This is a genomic window from Variovorax paradoxus (genome assembly GCF_000834655.1).
Classification (GTDB): Bacteria; Pseudomonadota; Gammaproteobacteria; order Burkholderiales; family Burkholderiaceae_C; genus Variovorax; species Variovorax paradoxus_F.
In genome coordinates this window covers 14,691-31,794 of the sequence record NZ_JXQQ01000054.1, presented here as the reverse complement: position 1 = coordinate 31,794, position 17,104 = coordinate 14,691, and the positions used below count along the sequence as shown (strand labels likewise).

13 protein-coding genes are annotated in these 17,104 nt (G+C 68.2%); 6 read left to right on the top strand and 7 right to left on the bottom strand.

Going from position 1 to position 17,104, the window contains the following annotated elements:
* Positions 1–5: 5 nt before the first annotated feature.
* The 3 genes from RT97_RS22100 to RT97_RS22090 all read left to right on the top strand — a co-directional run bounded on the left by RT97_RS22100 (position 6) and on the right by RT97_RS22090 (position 4,388).
* Positions 6–773 (top strand): class II glutamine amidotransferase, encoded by a 768-nt coding sequence (locus tag RT97_RS22100; RefSeq protein WP_042580975.1) that lies wholly within the window; start codon positions 6–8, stop codon positions 771–773.
* A gap of 112 nt (positions 774–885) precedes the next feature.
* The gene (locus RT97_RS22095; RefSeq protein ID WP_042580974.1) at positions 886–3,087 is read left to right on the top strand and encodes a TonB-dependent receptor; all 2,202 of its coding nucleotides are present in this window, start codon (positions 886–888) and stop codon (positions 3,085–3,087) included.
* Positions 3,087–4,388, top strand: a complete 1,302-nt coding sequence (locus RT97_RS22090) for a PepSY-associated TM helix domain-containing protein (RefSeq protein ID WP_042580973.1) — start codon at positions 3,087–3,089, stop codon at positions 4,386–4,388. The genes RT97_RS22095 and RT97_RS22090 overlap by 1 nt, the downstream gene beginning before the upstream one ends.
* Here RT97_RS22090 and gshB read toward each other — a convergent pair.
* The 5 genes from gshB to RT97_RS22065 are packed head-to-tail and all read right to left on the bottom strand — an operon-like array spanning position 4,351 to position 11,240.
* Positions 4,351–5,304 carry a glutathione synthase gene (gene gshB, locus RT97_RS22085; protein WP_042580972.1) on the bottom strand — a complete coding sequence of 318 codons (954 nt, stop codon included), beginning with the start codon at positions 5,302–5,304 and terminating at the stop codon, positions 4,351–4,353. The two genes, RT97_RS22090 and gshB, sit on opposite strands and share 38 nt — an antisense overlap.
* The gene (locus RT97_RS22080) at positions 5,301–6,566 is read right to left on the bottom strand and encodes a benzoate/H(+) symporter BenE family transporter (protein ID WP_042580971.1); all 1,266 of its coding nucleotides are present in this window, start codon (positions 6,564–6,566) and stop codon (positions 5,301–5,303) included. Before RT97_RS22080 ends, gshB begins: the two co-directional genes overlap by 4 nt.
* A gap of 51 nt (positions 6,567–6,617) precedes the next feature.
* Positions 6,618–9,140 carry a branched-chain amino acid ABC transporter ATP-binding protein/permease gene (locus RT97_RS22075; RefSeq protein WP_437184105.1) on the bottom strand — a complete coding sequence of 841 codons (2,523 nt, stop codon included), beginning with the start codon at positions 9,138–9,140 and terminating at the stop codon, positions 6,618–6,620.
* Positions 9,137–10,012 carry a branched-chain amino acid ABC transporter permease gene (locus RT97_RS22070; RefSeq protein ID WP_042580970.1) on the bottom strand — a complete coding sequence of 292 codons (876 nt, stop codon included), beginning with the start codon at positions 10,010–10,012 and terminating at the stop codon, positions 9,137–9,139. Before RT97_RS22070 ends, RT97_RS22075 begins: the two co-directional genes overlap by 4 nt.
* Before the next feature lie 22 nt (positions 10,013–10,034).
* Positions 10,035–11,240: an ABC transporter substrate-binding protein gene (locus RT97_RS22065; RefSeq protein ID WP_042580969.1), complete on the bottom strand. Its 1,206-nt coding sequence runs from the start codon at positions 11,238–11,240 to the stop codon at positions 10,035–10,037.
* Between the two features lie 232 nt (positions 11,241–11,472).
* Between RT97_RS22065 and RT97_RS22060 the strand changes: the two genes are divergently transcribed.
* Genes RT97_RS22060 through RT97_RS22050 form a run of 3 tightly spaced genes read left to right on the top strand, consistent with a single transcriptional unit; the run spans position 11,473 to position 13,642 of the window.
* Positions 11,473–11,904, top strand: a complete 432-nt coding sequence (locus RT97_RS22060; RefSeq protein ID WP_042580994.1) for a hypothetical protein — start codon at positions 11,473–11,475, stop codon at positions 11,902–11,904.
* A 10-nt stretch (positions 11,905–11,914) separates the two neighbouring features.
* Positions 11,915–12,838: a polysaccharide deacetylase family protein gene (locus RT97_RS22055; protein WP_042580968.1), complete on the top strand. Its 924-nt coding sequence runs from the start codon at positions 11,915–11,917 to the stop codon at positions 12,836–12,838.
* 48 nt (positions 12,839–12,886) lie between these two features.
* Complete coding sequence (locus RT97_RS22050) at positions 12,887–13,642, top strand: GntR family transcriptional regulator (protein WP_042580967.1); 756 nt, start codon at positions 12,887–12,889, stop codon at positions 13,640–13,642.
* A 15-nt stretch (positions 13,643–13,657) separates the two neighbouring features.
* Here RT97_RS22050 and RT97_RS22045 read toward each other — a convergent pair whose 3' ends face one another.
* Both RT97_RS22045 and gshA read right to left on the bottom strand, forming a co-directional pair.
* Positions 13,658–15,526 carry a potassium transporter Kup gene (locus RT97_RS22045; RefSeq protein WP_042580966.1) on the bottom strand — a complete coding sequence of 623 codons (1,869 nt, stop codon included), beginning with the start codon at positions 15,524–15,526 and terminating at the stop codon, positions 13,658–13,660.
* A 174-nt stretch (positions 15,527–15,700) separates the two neighbouring features.
* A complete protein-coding gene (gene gshA / locus RT97_RS22040; protein WP_042580965.1) occupies positions 15,701–17,017 on the bottom strand; it encodes a glutamate--cysteine ligase in 1,317 nt (438 codons plus the stop codon).
* Positions 17,018–17,104: the final 87 nt, after the last annotated feature.

The following is a 17,104-nucleotide window of genomic DNA, read 5'->3' as shown; positions in this document are numbered from 1 at the left end:
CCTGCATGTGTCAATTGCTAGGGATGAACTGCAACACGCCGACCGACGTGACCTTCAGCTTCACGGGGTTCGCGCAGCGCGGTGGCCGCACCGACCACCACGCCGACGGCTGGGGCATCGCGTTCTTCGAGGACCAGGGCCTGCGCCATTTCGTCGATCACCAGCCGGCCTGCGAATCGCCGGTGGCGGAGCTGATCCGGCGCTACCCGATCCAGAGCCGCAACGTCATCGCGCACATCCGCAAGGCCACGCAGGGCGAGGTCAACCTGCAGAACTGCCATCCTTTCGTGCGGGAGCTGTGGGGGCGCTACTGGGTGTTTGCGCACAACGGCGACCTGAAGGACTTCCGGCCGCGCCTGCACGGCAACTTCCATCCCGTGGGCAACACCGACAGCGAGCACGCGTTCTGCTGGCTGATGCAGGAACTGGCGAAGTCGCACGCGGGCGTGCCCAGCATCGAGGAGCTGACGCTCACGCTGCGCGAGCTCGCGCCGCAGCTCGCAAGCCACGGCACCTTCAACTTCATGCTGTCGAACGGGCAGGCGCTCTGGGCGCACGCCTCGACCAACCTCTGGTACGTGGAGCGGCGGCATCCGTTCGTGACGGCGCAGCTGTCCGACGAAGACCTGGAGATCGATTTCGCCCAGCACACCACGCCGACCGACCGCGTGGCGGTGGTGGTGACCACGCCGCTTACCACCAACGAGACATGGACGCCCTTTGCGCCGGGCGAACTGCATGTGTTCGTGGACGGGCAGCGATCGGCCCGCTGAAGGCTTGACGAAGACTTTTTTCTGACACTTTTTTGCAACATTGCAAGAAAGTATCGATGGCAGGGCTGTGCGAGAGAATAATAACGGTTCTCATTTGCGCACCAGACCCTTCATGCCCGCTCCATTTTTCCCTCTTCGCCCGACCGCGATCGCGTCGTTCCTCGCCTTCAATGCCCTGACGGCGATGGCCCAGACCCCCGCGGCCGAGGCCGCACCGAGCGGTTCCCTGGCCACCATCACGGTCGAAGCCAGCGCCGACGCCTCGGCCGAAGGCCTGACCAAGCCCTTCGCCGGCGGCCAGGTGGCGCGTGGCGGACGGGTCGGCATCCTGGGCAACCAGGACATGATGAGCACGCCGTTCTCGAGCACCAACTACACCAACGAACTGATCCAGGACCAGCAGGCCAAGAGCGTGGCCGACGTGCTGCTCAACGATCCGTCGGTGCGCCAGGCGCGCGGCTTCGGCAACTTCCAGGAGCTCTACGTGGTGCGCGGCTTCCCCGTGTATTCGGACGACGTCTCCTACAACGGCCTCTACGGCATGCTGCCGCGCCAGTACATCGCCTCCGAATTCTTCGAACGCGTGGAAGTGTTCCGCGGCGCCAACACCTTTCTGAACGGCGCAGCACCCGGCGGCAGCGGCATCGGCGGCGCGATCAACCTGCTGCCCAAGCGCGCGCCCAACGAGCCGCTTACCCGCGTCGGCTTCGGCGTGCAGAGCGGCGGCCAGGGCTTCGTGAACCTCGACCTGGCGCGCCGCTTCGGCCCCGACGACAGCCTGGGCGTTCGCGTGAACGCCGTGCGCCGCGAAGGCGGCACCGGCATCTTCAAGGAGAGCCAGCAACTCAGCGCCTTCGGTGTCGGCCTCGATTGGCACAGCCGCAACGTGCGCCTGTCGGCCGACTTCGGCTACCAGGACTACGACCTGAAGGACGGCCGCCCGAGCCTCACGCCCTCCTCGACGCTGCCGATCCCGCGCGCGCCCGACGCGAAGAGCAACTTCGCCCAGCCGTGGACCTACTCCAAGGAAAAGGACAAGTTCGCCACCTTCCGCGGTGAAGTCGACATCACCGACAACATCACCGCCTGGGCCGCCGGCGGCGTGCGCCGCAGCGACGAAGACAACGTGCTGTCGAACCCGACCCTCGTCAATTCGTTCGGCAACACCAGCAACACGCGCTTCAGCAACACCCGCAAGGACCGCATCGGCACCGCCGAGATCGGCGTGCGCGGCAACTTCGTCACGGGCCCGGTGAAGCACACGGTGGTGGCCTCGGCCGCCACGTACAGCAACGACCGCGACAACGCGTACACGATCTCGCGCGGCGCCGTTCTCAACAACATCTACGCACCGTTCTTCTCGCCCTACCCGGTCGCCAACAGCTTCACCGGCAACACGCTCGAAGACCCGCGCCTGACCGACAAGATCGACACTTCGAGCATCGCCATCGCCGACACCATGTCCTTCATGGAAGACCGCCTGCTGGTCACGCTCGGCGCGCGCCGCCAGACCATCAAGCAGACCAGCTTCGCCTACAACACGATCAAGGAATCGAGCGCCTACGACAAGAGCAAGACCACGCCGGTGGCGGGCGTCGTGTTCAAGATCACGCCGACCGTGTCGGCCTACGCCAACTACATCGAAGCCCTCGTCAAGGGCAACGTGGCGCCCGGCACGGTGAACAACCGCCCGGTCACCAACGCCGGGGAGGTGTTCGCCCCGTACCAGGCCAAGCAGAAGGAAATCGGCGTCAAGTACGACGGCGGCACGGTGGGCGCGAGCGCGGCGTTCTTCACCACCGACCAGCCGGTCTACCAATACTCGGGCCAGAGCTACGGCCTCTACGGCAAGCAGCGCAACCAGGGCCTGGAGTTCTCGGTGTTCGGGCAACCGGCCAAGGGCCTGCGCCTGCTCGGCGGCCTGACGCTGCTGGACGCCAAGCAGAAGAACACGCAAGGCGGCATCACCGACGGCCTCACCGCCATCGGCGTGGCCAAGCAACAGGCCAACCTCGGCGCCGAGTGGGACGTGCCGGGCGTGCGCAACCTGTCGCTGAATGCGCGCCTCCTGTACACCTCCAAGCAGTACGCCAACGCCGCCAACACGCAGCAGATCCCGGGCTGGACGCGCTTCGACATCGGCGCGCGCTACCTGGTCGACCTGGGCAACGGCCGTGCGCTCACGCTGCGCGCGCGCATCGACAACCTGTTCAACAAGTCGTACTGGGCCTCGGTGGGCGGCACGCAAGGCTCCAACTACCTGGTGATGGGCGCACCGCGCACCTTCGCCGTGAGCGGCACCATCGACTTCTGATGCGCGCGTTCGCTACCGCCATCCACCGCTGGGCGGGCCTGGCGGTCGCGCTGTTCCTCATCGTCTCGGGCCTGACCGGCGCGGTCATCTCGTGGGACCACGAGATCGACGGCTGGCTCAACCGCAAGCTCTACGACACGCAGAGCCGCGGCCCCTTCAAGGACCCGTTCGAGCTGGCCGCCGCGGTCGAGGCGCACGACCCGCGCGCGCGGGTCGCGTACATGCCGCTCGGCTTCCATGAACGCCACGCAGCCGGCTACTTCGTGCAGCCGCGCGTCGACCCGGCCACGGGCAAGCCCTTCAAGCTCGGCTACAACCAGGTGTTCGTCGACCCGGTCACCGCCGAAGTGCGCGGCCGCCGCGACTCGACCGCCATCTCGCTCAAGCCCGAGACGCTGATGCCGTTCCTGCGCAAGCTCCACTACATGCTGCACGTGCCGGCGATGTGGGGCACCGACCGCATCGGCTGGTGGATCATGGGCACGGTGGCGCTGGTGTGGCTCATCGACAGCTTCGTGGCGCTCTACCTGACGATGCCCCGCCGCCAGCGCCAGGCCGTGCATCCGACGCACCGGCCCGCGGCCGCCTGGTGGCAACGCTGGAAGCCGGCGTGGACCGTGCGCTGGGCCGCAGGCGGCTACAAACTCAACTTCGACCTGCACCGCGCGGGCGGGCTGTGGATCTGGGGGCTGATCATCGTCGTCGCCTTCACCTCGTTCTCGCTGAACCTCTACAAGGAGGTGTTCCACCCGATGCTCTCGCTGGTCTCCAAGACCACGCCCGGACCGTCGGCGCTGGTGCCGCTCGCGCCGCTGGGCACGCGCATCGAGCCCACCATCGGCTTTCGCGAGATCGTGGCGCAGGCCGAGGCCGAAGCCCGGCGCCGCGGCTGGACGACGCCGCTGGGCGGCGCGTTCTACAACGCGCGCGGCGGCTTCTACAACATCTCTTTCTTCGACCACGCCACGCACGACGACAGCGACGGCATGGGCCTGTCGAACCTCTACCTGGACGGACGCGACGGCCACATCATCAGCAGCAACCGGCCGTGGCACGGCACGGCGGCCGATGTGTTCGCGCAGCTGCAATTGCCGCTGCACGGCGGTCGCATCCTGGGCATGCCGGGCCGCATCATGATGTCGGCGCTGGGGCTGGTGGTGGCGATGCTGTCGATCACCGGCATCGTCATCTGGGCGCGCAAGCTGCGCTCACGGCGCCTGCAGGCGCGGCGCGAGCGCGAAGCCCGCGCGGCGGCGCCTGTGCTCAGGCCGGACGCAACGTTTTCTCCAGCGCGTCGATGAACATCTTCGGCACGTCGAAGCCGGTCTGCTCGGTGATTTCCTGAAAGCAGGTCGGGCTGGTCACGTTGATCTCGGTGACAGAGTCGCCGATCACATCGAGCCCGATCAGGAGCAGCCCGCGCGGCGCGAGCACCTTGCCGATCGCCTCGGCGATCTCGCGGTTGCGCGCGGTCAGCGGCTGCGCCACGCCCTTGCCGCCCGCGGCCAGATTGCCGCGCACCTCGGTGCCCTGCGGAATGCGCGCCAGCACGAAGGGCGCCGGCTCGCCCGCAATGATCAGGATGCGCTTGTCGCCCTGCACGACCTCGGGCACGAAGCGCTGCACCATGATGGTCTCGGCGCCGTCCTTGTTGAGCGTCTCGACGATGGAGCCCAGGTTCAGCGCGTCCTGCTTCACGCGGAAGATGCCCATGCCGCCCATGCCGTCCAGCGGCTTGAGGATGATGTCGCCGTGCTCGGCGTGGAAGTCGCGCACGGCCTGCGCGCTGCGCGTGACCAGCGTGGGCGTCACGAACTGCGGAAACTCCATGATCGCGAGCTTCTCGGGATGGTCGCGCAGCGCGCGCGGCGAGTTGACCACCTGCGCGCCCTCGCGCTCGGCCTGCTGCAGGAGGTGCGTCGAATAGATGTACTCGGCGTCGAAGGGTGGGTCCTTGCGCATCAGCACCGCGTCGAAGTCCTTCAGCGCCTTCGATTCGGTGATGTCGACGGTGTACCAGTCCTTCGCGTCTCCCGTCAGCGTGATCTGCTGCACCGTGGCGGTGACCAGCCCGCCCGATTTCCACTGGATGTCCTGCGGCAGGCACGCCGCGATGCGGTGGCCGCGGCGCTGGGCCTCGCGCATCATCGAGAAGGTGGTGTCCTTGTAGATCTTGAAGTGATCGAGCGGGTCGGCGACGAAGAGGATGTTTTTCACGGGACGTTCTTTCCGGCGCCGGGTGCGGCGGCCACGTTGGTTTCTGGGGCGATGTTGCCGGAAGCGGCCATCTCCTTGCCGGCAGGGGCTTTTTGCCTTCGCCCCACCTGCTGCACGGCCAGCGCCACCGCCCCGGCCACCACGCCCCAGAAGGCCGAGCCGATGCCCGCCAGCGTCACGCCCGAGAGCGTCACCAGGAAGGTGATCAGCGCCGCCTCGCGGTGCGATTCGTCGCGCACCGCGGCCGCGAGCCCGCCGCCGATGGTGCCCAGCAGCGCGAGGCCCGCGATGGCCGCGACCAGCTCCTTGGGAAACGCGGTGAGCAGTCCCGTGACCGCCGCGCCGAAGAGCCCGATCACCACGTAGATCGCACCGCAGCTCACGGCCGCGGTGTAGCGCCGCGCCGGGTCTTCATGGGCTTCGCGGCCCATGCACATGGCGGCCGTGATCGCGCTCAGGTTCAGCGCGAAGGCGCCGAAGGGCGCGAGCACCAGCGTCGCAAGGCCGGTGAGGGTGATGAGCTTGCTGACCGGCAGGTCGCTGTAGCCGCTTGCGCGGATCGCCGCCACGCCGGGCAGGTTCTGCGAGGCCATGGTCACGACGAAGAGCGGCAGCGCCAGGCTCACGACGGCCTGCCAGCTGAAGACCGGCATCGTGAACACCGGCCAGGTCAGCGAGAAATGCACCGACGACCACGCGAGCTCCCCGCGCGCCGCCACGAACACGATGGCCACGAGCAGCGTCAGCGGCACCGCATAGCGCGGCAACAGCCGCCTGCCGACGAGGTAGGTGCCCAGCATCAGCAGCACCAGCGGCAAGGCGGTCTGCGCCGCGACGAAGGCCGCGATGCCGAAGCGCGCCAGCACGCCGGCCAGGAGCGCCGAGGCGATGGCCATCGGAATCCTGTTCATCACGCGTTCGAACCAGCCGGTGGCGCCGACCAGCACGATCAGCACCGCGCAGACGATGAACGCGCCCACCGCCTCGCCCATGCCATGCCCCACACCCGCGACCGCCAGCACCGCCGCGCCCGGGGTGCTCCAGGCGATCATCACGGGCTTCTTCCACCAGAGCGAAGGCAGCGCCGAGGCCAGCCCCATGCCGATGCCCAGCGCCCACATCCACGAGGCCGCCATCTCGGGCGTGGCGCCGAAGGCCTGCGCGGCCTGGAACACGATGGCCACCGAACTCGTGAAACCCACGAGCACGGCGACGAAGCCCGCGGTGAAAGCCGAAAGGCTCAGGTCCTTGAAAAATGACATCGGGCGATTGTGCCGGGCGCAGGGCGCGCCGCACGACCGCCCGCAAGGAGCTCAGGCCGCGCCGAGGTAGGCCTTGGCGAGGGCGCCGTCGGCGGCGATTTCGGCCGCGCTGCCCTGTGCCACGATGCGCCCGCCTTCGATTACATAGGCTCGGTCGCACAGCGCCAGCGCCAGCGCCGCCATCTGGTCGACCAGCACCACCGTCAAGCCTTCGGTGCGCAGTGCGGCCAGCGCCTCGAACAGCTCGGCGATGATCTTGGGCGCCAGTCCCAGCGAGGGCTCGTCGAGCAGCAGCACGCGCGGCCTGGACATGAGCCCGCGCGCGATCGCCAGCATCTGCTGCTCGCCGCCCGAGAGCAGGCCGGCACGCTGGTGCAGCCGCTCGCGCAGGCGCGGGAATCGGTCGAGCATCGCCTCGGTGCGCACCTCGATGTCGCGTCCGTCGAGAAAGGCCCCGAGCCGGATGTTGTCGCGCACGCTGAGCTCGGGAAACACCTGCCGGCCCTCGGGCACCAGCACCAGGCCGCGCGCGACGATGCGTTCGGCCGGCAGGCCCGCGAGCTCGGTGCCGTCCAGATGGATACCGCCGCGCACCGGCCGGTGCAGCCCGGCGAGCGAGCGCATCAGCGTGGACTTGCCGGCGCCGTTGGCCCCCAGCAGCGCCACCAGTTCGCCGCGGCGCACCTGCAGGTCGATGCCGTGCAGCACCGGCTCCGCGCCATAGCCCGCCACCAGCGCGCCCACGCCGAGCACTTCGAGGGCGTCCGCCGGCAAGGGCGGGCGCGGCGCCTTCGCCGAGGAATCGTCCGCCGTGAGCGCTTCGCCGAGGTAGGCCTTTCGCACCGCCGGGTCCGACTGGATCGCGGCCACGTCGCCGACCGCAAGACGCTGCCCCGCATCGAGCACCACCAAGTGGTCGGAGATGCCCATGACCAGCTCCATGTCGTGCTCGACCAGCAGCACGCCGATGCCCGCTTGCGCGATGCGCTGCAGCAGGCCGGCGAGCGACGCCTTGTCTTCGCGCGACAGGCCCGCGGCGGGCTCGTCGAGCAGCAGCACCTGCGGCCCGGTGGCCAGGGCGCGGGCGATCTCGACCAGGCGCCGGTCCACATGCGCTAGATCGGCCGCGGGCGTTTGCGCCGAACCCGCATAACCGCAGAAGGCCAGGAGCTGCCGCGCCTGCGCACGCGCTGCCGCCGAGCGGAAACGCCGCGCGCCCAGCAGCGGCCCGAGCATGCCGCGCCCCAGGGCGAGCGCGACGTTGTCTTCCACGCTGAGGCTGCCGAAGAGCTGCGAGGTCTGGTAGGTGCGCGCCACGCCGGCGCGTGCAATGCGGAAGGCACGCAGCCCCTGCAACGCCGTCTCGCCGAGGCGAAAGCCGCCGCCCGTGGGCCGGTAGAAGCCGCTCAGCATGTTGAGCACCGTGGTCTTGCCGGCGCCGTTCGGCCCGATCAGGCTGGTGATGCCGCCGGCCTGCGTGCCGAAGGCCAGGTCGCTCACCGCGCGCACGCCGCCGAATTGCATCGTGAGGCCGTCGGTGCGGATCGGCGCGCCGGGTGCGCGCGGCGGCAGGCCCTCGCCTCCGCCCTCGCCCTGCGGTGGCGACGCCACGGCGCGCGGCAGAACCCGCGCGACCGCGCGCCGCCAGAGCCCGGCCGCACCGTCCGGCGCCGCCCACAGCACGACCAGCAGCAGCAGGCCGAAGAAGAGCAGCCGGTATTCCTCCAGGCTCGCGAGCATTTCGGGCAGCAGCCCGACCACCAGCGCACCCACCAGCGGCCCGCCCACCGAGCCCGCGCCGCCGATCATCACGACCAGCACGAAGAGAATCGATTGCCCGAAGCCGAAGGTGTGCGGCGTGACGAAGCCCGAGAGCGGCGCGAACAGCCCGCCCGCCGCGCCCGCGCACAGCGCGGAAACTGCGAAGGCCACCGTCTTGATGCGCAGCGGATCGAGCCCGATGGATTCGGCCGCCGTTTCGCTGTCGCGCACCGCGCGCATCGCCGCGCCCCAGCCGCCGCGCGAGAGCATCGCGAAGCCCGCGAGCGCCACGCCGGCCGTGAGCACGGCCAGCATCGCGGCCGCACGCTCGCCCTGCGCGAACGAACCGAGCGACGGACCGGCGATGCCCATGATGCCGTTCTGTCCGCCGGTGAGATCGCGCGCCTCGACGATCGCGTGTTCGACGATGAAGCCGAAGGCGATGGTGATCATGGCCAGGTACGGCCCCCGTGCGCGCAAGGCGGGCAGCGCCAGCAAGGCGCCCATGGCGCCCGCGACGAGCGCGCCCACGGGCCACGCCAGCCAGAAGCTCCAGCCGGCCTTGCCTGTCAGGATGGCCACGGCATACGCGCCGATGGCATAGAAGCCCACATGGCCGAACGACATCTGCCCCGTCAGGCCCAGCAGCACATTGAGCCCGATGCCGACGATGGCGAACAGCGCCACGTTGGCGAGAACGAACACGTAGTAGCCGTTGACCGTGGCCGCGAGCGCAATGCCCGCCGCCATGGCCGCCACCAACGCTGCCAGCGAGGTCCAGCGCATGCCGCGCATGCCGCGCACGCCGCTCATACCTTCTTCACCGCTGCGCGGCCGAAGAGTCCCTGCGGCCGCAACGCCAGCACCACGATCACCAGCCCGAAGGTGAGGATCTGCGTGTAGCCGGAGCCCAGCGTGGAGGTGACCAGCGCCTCGGCCAGGCCGAACAGCAGGCCCGCCACCATCACGCCCCAGGCGCTGGTGATGCCGCCGAGGATCGCGACCGCGAACGCCTTGAGCCCGAAGAGCGTGCCCATGTCCGCCTGCACGTTGTAGAGCGGCGCGATCAGCACGCCCGCCACGCCGGCGAACATCGCCGACAGCGCGAACGCGGCAGCCACCGCGCGCCTGATCGGAATGCCCATGAGCCGCGCGGCCGACGGGTTCTGCACCACCGCGAGCATGCCGATGCCCCAGCGCGTGCGGCGCGCCAAGACGTGCAGCCCGGCGGCCAACGCAAGGCCCACCACCGGAATGATCAACTGCAGCGGATACACGCCCAGCCCGATGTCGCCCAGCTGCAGCGGCGTGACCGCGAGCGACGAAGGCAGGCTGCGCGGCTCCTTGCCGAAGGTGAACATCACGAGGTTGTCCACCACGATGCCCAGCGCCACCGTCGCCATCAACCAGGCCTCCGAGCCGCGGCTGGCGAAGGGCCGGACGGCCGCGAACTCGACCCACAGCCCGTACACGCCGCACAGCAGCAGCGCCAGCACGACGGCCAGCGGCATCGGCCAGCCCAGCGTCTGCGCGAACCAGAAGGTGAAGACCGCGCCCAGCATCATCGCGCTGCCCTGCGCGAAGTTGACGGTGCCCGAAACGGCGTAGGTGACGTAGAAGCCCAGGGCGATCAGCCCGTACATGCTCCCCAGCCCCAACCCGCTGATCCATGCGGAAAGCAGCATTGCGCGCGGTCCTCTTCTTTTCTTACTTGGCCGCGACCATGCCCACCGGCAGGATGCGGTTGTCGATGAACTGCGCCCACACGTAGTCGTTGGCGGTCACGGCGTCGTGCACGGCGGGCGAGAAGGGCTTGTCGTAGGTCTTGATGAGGCCTTCGTACTTGCCGATCTTGTAGAAGCCCTGGCGCACCGCATCGCCGTCGGTCGAGCCGGCCGCCGCGATGGCCAGCGCGGCGAGCTGCATGCCGTCGTAGGCGTTGGCCACGCCCACGGCCGGCGTGATGTCGTCCGGGCCCTTGATGGCCGGGTACTTGGCCTTCAGCGCGGCGATCACCTTCTCGCCGACCGGCGACTGCTTGCCGAAGAAGCTGTAGGTCTGCACGAAGTGCACGTTCTTGCCGTTCGGGCCGGCCAGTTCGGTGAAGCGGCCGCCGGCCGGACCCCAATGCGACACGATCGGCACCTGCCAGCCCATGCGGTCGAGCGACTTCACCACCTGCGCCGAGGGGCCGACGTTGCCGACCATGAAGAGCGTGTCGGCGCCCGCGGCTTTCAGGCGCGTGAGCTGCGGCACCACGTCGACGTCGTTGCCGTCGAACTTCTCCACGCCCACCGCCTTCAGGCCCTTGGCGGCGAGCGCGGCGTGCAGGCCCTTCTCGTTCGATTCGCCCCAGGGGTTGTTGACCAGGATCATGCCGAACTTGCTCGACTTGAAGTTCTTCTGCGCGTAGTCGAGCATGCCCACGTTGACGATCTCGTCGACCGCGGACACGCGGAAGGCGTAGTTGGGGTTGGCGCCGTTCTTCGTGATCGGCGTGCCCGCGGCCCAGGGGCCCATGAAGGGCGTCTTCTCCTGGTTGGCGACCGGCACGATGGCCATCGACACCGGCGTGTCGAGCCCGCCGAAGAGCACCGCCACCTTCTCCTTGAAGATCAGTTCGCGCGCGGCCACCACGCCCTTGGCGGGGTTGGCTTCGTCATCGCGGCGCACCAGCTCGAGCTTGCGCCCGCCGAGCAGGCCGCCCTTGGCGTTGATCTCGTCGATGGCCACGGTGAGCCCGCGAGAGATGGATTCGCCGGCCAGCGCCGACTGGCCCGACAAGGCGGTGACCAGGCCGATCTTGATCGGATCGGCAGCGAAGGCGCTGCCCGCCGCAAGGCAGGTGGCGGCCGCGGCCAGGCACAGGGCGCGGCGGGTCAGGTGAGAAAAGCGGGGGGCAAGCTGGGTCATGGCGGACTCCTGGAAACAGGTGGACAACGGGTAGCGCACCCAATGAGGTGCATCGACATGCGCCGAAGCGGCTGCCCGTCCCGGGATGCAAGCGGCATGCCAAGTTGACAATTGCTGCTTCAAATTGTCGACAATCCAATGGAAACAACGTCGACGATTCGGCACAGGAATTGCTGCATCTCCAGCCATTCCCTTTGCCGTGCACCGCAATGGCCCACAGATGGAGAACCTGATGAATACGCCCTTTACCCCAGACACCCCCACCCTGTCCGACCCCGCCGCCGTGGTCGACGAGTTCCTTCGGCTGGTGATGATTCCCGACCCGCAATCGGCCTCGCGCCATACCGCGCCGGGCATCCGCATCCGCTTCACCGGCAACCGCGAGATGCATGCGCCCGGCGACACCTCGGCCTTCAATGCAAAGCGCTATGCATGGGTGAAGAAGAAGATCGAGCGCACCGAAACAGTGGCCGGCGGCACACCCGAGGCCACCGTGGTCTACAGCCTGGGCACGCTCTACGGCGCGTGGCCCGACGGCACGGCCTTCGAAGGTAACCGCTACGTCGACCGCTACGTGGTGAGCCACGGGCTCATCGTGCAGATGGACGTGTGGAACGACAGCGCCGAGTGGCTGCTGGTGCGCGCCGGACTCGCCGTGCTCTGAGGGCCGCCGCATGACCACGCGCTGGCCCGAACTGCTGCCCTCGCACGATCGCTTCGACTACCGGGCGATCACCCGGCGCCCCGACTACGCGTGGCCGAACGGCGCGCGGCTGGCGGTGTACCTGGGCTTCAACATCGAACACTTCGCCTTCGGCGACGGCATGGGCGCCTGCATCGGCCCGGCCTCGCCGCAGCCCGACGTGCTCAACCACGGCTGGCGCGAATACGGCAACCGCGTGGGCGCTTGGCGCTGCCTGGAACTGTTCGATGCGCTGGGGCTGCCGACCGGCGCCCTGATCAACACCGCGCTGTACGACCACTGCCCGGAACTGGTGCAGGCCTGCGTGGCGCGCGGCGACGAACTCATCGGACACGGCCACAGCAACGCGGAACGCCAGGGCGCGCTCGACGAGCCGCACGAGCGAGCGCTGCTGCTGCGCTGCCGCGAGCGCATGCTGCGCGAGAGCGACACGGCGCCCGCGGGGTGGCTGTCGCCGTGGATCTCCGAGAGCGCCGTCACGCCCGACCTGCTGGCCGAGACCGGCTACGGCTACACGCTCAACTGGTGCCACGACGACCAGCCGGTGCGCATGCGCACCCGCGGCGGCGGCGCGATCTGGTCGGTGCCGTATCCACAGGAGCTCAACGACATTCCGATGATCGTGGGCCGCCTGATGGACGCGAAGGACTTCAGCGCGATGGTGGTCGACAACTTCGACGAAATGCTGGACCAGTCACGCGCGCAGCCGCTGGTGATGGGCCTCGCGCTGCACCCCTACATCGTGGGCCAGCCCTACCGGCTGCGCCACCTGCGAACGGCGCTCGCGCACTTGGCGCGTGCGCGCGACCGCGGCGAGATATGGTTCACCACGCCGGGGGAGATTGCCTCGCACATGACGCGGCTCGCGGCGGAGCGTCCCTCGCAGTCCTGGTGAAGCGCGCTCGATAATGGCCGCGTCCCCTCACCGCCCGCCTCCCACCTCATGGCCCGTTCCCCCTCGCCGCTGAAGCCCGCAGCCACCCCACGCAAACCGCCGTCCGCCGCGGCCGACGCCGCACCGGCCGCCGACGAGGGCGACATCGAAGAGCGCATCTATCGCTCGGTGTTCGAGGGCGTGACCCACCAGCGCCTCGCGCCGGGCACCAAGCTGCCCGAAGCCTCGCTGTGCGAACTGTTCGGCGTGAGCCGCGCGATGGTGCGCAAGGTGCTGCAACGGCTGGCCCACGACCATATCGTCGAGCTGCGGCCCAACCGTGGCGCCATCGTCGCCATGCCCTCGCCGGAAGAAACGCGGCAGATCTTCGAGGCGCGCCGCGCGCTCGAGGCCGCGCTGGTGCGCATGGCGGTGCGCAATGCGACCAGGGCCGAGGTGGCCGAACTGCGGCGGCACCTGAAGCAGGAGCATGCGGCGATGCACCGCTACACGCAGCCCGAATGGGCGCGCCTTGCGAGTTCTTTTCACCTGCGTGTGGCGCGGCTCGCGCGCAACCCGATACTGGAGCGCTACCTGAGCGAGCTCATGTCGCGCTGCTCGCTGATCGTGGCGCTCTACGAACCGCCGGGCAACGCCTCGTGCGAACACGACGAGCATGCCGATGTGGTCGATGCGATCGCGCGCGGCGATGCCGACACCGCCGTGCGGCTGATGGAAGAGCACCTGCTGGTGCTCGAGCGGAACATCGCGCTGGACCGGCCGGCGTCGCAGCGCAGCCTGGGGCAGATGCTGGGGCTCGGCTGACGCGCCCGAACGCCCTCAAATCTCGATCTTCGACCCCAGCTCCACCACCGCGTTGTTCGGCAGCCCCAGGAACGCCGCCGCGCCGCTCGCGTTGTGGTGCATCTGCGCAAAGAGCTTCTCGCGCCACGGCGCCATGCCGCTGCCCAGCGTAGGGATCACGACGTCGCGCGAGAGGAAGTAGCTTGTGGCCATCGGCTCCAGCTGGCAACCGCGCAGGCGCGCATGCTCCAGCGCGCGCGGCAGGTCGATGTCGTTCTTGAAGCCGTAGTGCACGATGACCTGCCAGCAATGGTGGCCGAGCGCCTCGATCTCGATGCGCTTGTCCATCGGGATCCAGGGCACCTCGTGGTTGCGCACGGTGACGAACATGTTCTGCTCGTGCAGCACCTTGTTGTGCTTGAGGTTGTGCAAGAGCGCATTGGGCACGACTCCCGGCTCCGCGGTAAGGAACACGGCCGTGCCGTCCACGCGCGCCGGCGGGCTCACGAACACGGAGTCCAGAAACGATTTCAGGTCGATCGCATCGGCGTGCTGCGCCTCGCCCATGAGGCGCCGGCCTTCCTTCCAGGTGATCATCAGCGTGAACACCGCGCCGCCGATCAGGAGCGGGAACCAGCCGCCTTCGAAGAGCTTGAGCAGGTTCGAGGCGAAGAACAGGAAGTCGACCACGAAGAAGACCGCCGTCGACGCGATGCACAGCGCGAGCGGCAGCTTCCAGGCGAAGCGGATCACGAAGAAGGTCAGGATCGTGGTGATCAGCATGTCGGTGGTCACCGCGATGCCGTAGGCCGCGGCCAGGCTGCTCGAGGTGCGGAACATCACCACCGCCAGCACGATGGCCACGAAGAGGCCCCAGTTGACCAGCGGAATGTAGATCTGCCCGGCCGTGCGCACGCTGGTGTGCTCGATGTTCAGGCGCGGCAGGTAGCCCAGCTGGATGACCTGGCGCGTCACGCTGAAAGCGCCGGTGATGAGCGCCTGCGAGGCGATCACCGTCGACAGCGTGGCCAGCATCACCAGCGGCACCAGCGCCCACTCGGGCGCCATCATGAAGAAGGGGTTCTTCACCGCCTCGGGGTTCTCCAGCAGCAGCGCGCCCTGGCCGAGGTAGTTGAGCGTCAGCGCCGGCATGACGACCGAGAACCACGCGATGCGGATCGGCTTCTTGCCGAAGTGGCCGAGGTCGGCGTACAGCGCCTCGGCGCCGGTCACGCACAGCACCATCGCGCCCAGAAGGATGAAGCTCGTGCCCGGGTTGTCCCAGATGAACTTCAGCGCATACCAGGGGTTGAGCGCCTTGACGATTTCGGGGTGGTGCAGGATCTGCCACACGCCCAGCACCGCGATGGCCGCGAACCACGCCAGCGTGACCGGCCCGAAGAACTTGCCGATGCCCGCGGTGCCGCGCTTTTGCACGGCGAAGAGGCAGAACAGCACGACCAGGGTGATCGGGATCACGTAGTGCTTGAAGTGCGGCGACACCACCTCCAGGCCCTCGACCGCCGAGAGCACCGAGATGGCCGGCGTGATGACGCCGTCGCCGTAGAAGAGCGAGGTGCCGAAGATGCCGATCACCAGCAGCACGTGGCGAAGGCGCGGCCTGTCGGCCACCGCCCGGGACGCCAGCGCGAGCATGGCGACGAGGCCGCCCTCGCCTTCGTTGTCGGCGCGCAGCACCAGCACCACGTACTTGATCGAGACGATGACGGTGAGGGTCCAGAAGAACATCGACAGGATGCCGTAGACGTTCTGGACGGTGAAAGGCACGTGGCCGTGGCCGAACACTTCCTTGACCGCGTACAGCACGCTGGTGCCGATGTCGCCATAGACGACGCCGATGGCGCCGACGATCAGGCCGGCTGAGATTGATTTGGGGGCTGACACGAAGTCGATGGGAAAAGGGCTGGCCGTTGGGGATCGACGCGTCAGACACGAGGGGGCGTCTTGGCGGCGGAACACTTGTTCCACCACGCGTCACCCCTCCCGCCCTTTTGTTTCCGTTGCTGTGGGGCCGCTATTTTGCCGTTGCCCGGTGACGCCGCAACCCGGCGGCGGGAATCATTCGTAGATTTCGGCGTCCGGGTCGGTCGCTTCCATCTCGTAACTGGCCGCGACCATGGCCAGGCGGCCGACCACGCCATACATGTAGAAACGGTTCGGGGCGCTCGCGCCGGGCTTGGCACCGGGTTGGGGCATGTGGGTGCTTTCCGAGAACGCCAGCGGCACGTAGCTCGCGCCCGGCAGCTTCAGGTTCTCGTCGGCCGCCTGCTCGGCATGCACCCGGTAGAAGCCGCCGACCACGTAGCGGTCCATCATGTAGACGACCGGCTCGGCCACGCCGTTGTGCACGCGCTCGTTGGTCAGCACGCCTTCCTGGACGATCAATTCGGTGGGTTCGCGCAGGTCGCGCCCGGCGGAGGTCTTGGCCGCCGAGGACGTGCTGGTGCGCGACTTGCCGATCAGCGCCTCGACTTCCTTGGCATCGCGCACCGTCACCACGCCCGGGCTGCCGCTGCCGCTGTGGCCGCCCTTGACGACCACGAACGGCTTTTCGTTGATGCCGTATTCCTTGTACTTGCGGCGCACCTTGGTGAGCACCGCGTCCACATGGCTGGTGAGCACGTCGATGCCGCGGCCCTCGGCGATGTCCACGCCTTCGGCGCGCGCGTAGATCGGGTTGATCAGCCAGGGGTCGATGCCCAGGAGCTTCCCCAAGCGCTTGGAGAGCTCTTCATAGCTGTGCAGGTGGTTGCTCTTGCGACGAACCGACCAGCCCGCGTGCAGCGGCGGGAGCAGGTATTGCTCGTGAAGATCCTCGAGGATGCCCGGCGTTCCTGCAGATAGCTCGTTGTTGAGCAAAATCGTGCAGGGATCGAAGTTCTTCAGCCCCAACCGGCGCTTGCTGCGCACCACGGGCTCTAGCGTCACGGTCTCGCCGTTGGGCAACTCGATCTTCTTGGACGACTTGATGGCAGGATCGACCGAGCCGATTCGCACGTTCAGACCCGCCATGTGGAAGATGCGCACAAGTTGCGCGATGTTGGCGAGATAAAACGTGTTCTTGGAGTGATTTTCCGGAATGACGAGCAGGTTGCGCGCTTCCGGACAGATCTTTTCAATGGCGGCCTGGGCGGCCTGCACGGCCAGCGGCAGCATCTCCTTCGTCAGGTTGTTCCAGCCACCCGGGAAGAGATTGGTGTCCACCGGTGCGAGCTTGAAGCCCGCGTTGCGGATGTCGACCGAACTGTAGAACGGCGGCGTGTGCTCCATCCATTCGAGGCGGAACCAGCGCTCGATGGCGGGCATCGAGTCGAGCACCCGCTGCTCCAATTCGTTGATCGGGCCGGTCAGGGCGGTGACGAGATGCGGAACCATGCGGCGGCCTTCTTCAATTTGTACTTAGAGGTTGAGAGGCAATTCGGCGTGATCGAGCAGCCCCGGCAAATGGGCCCGATCAAGGCG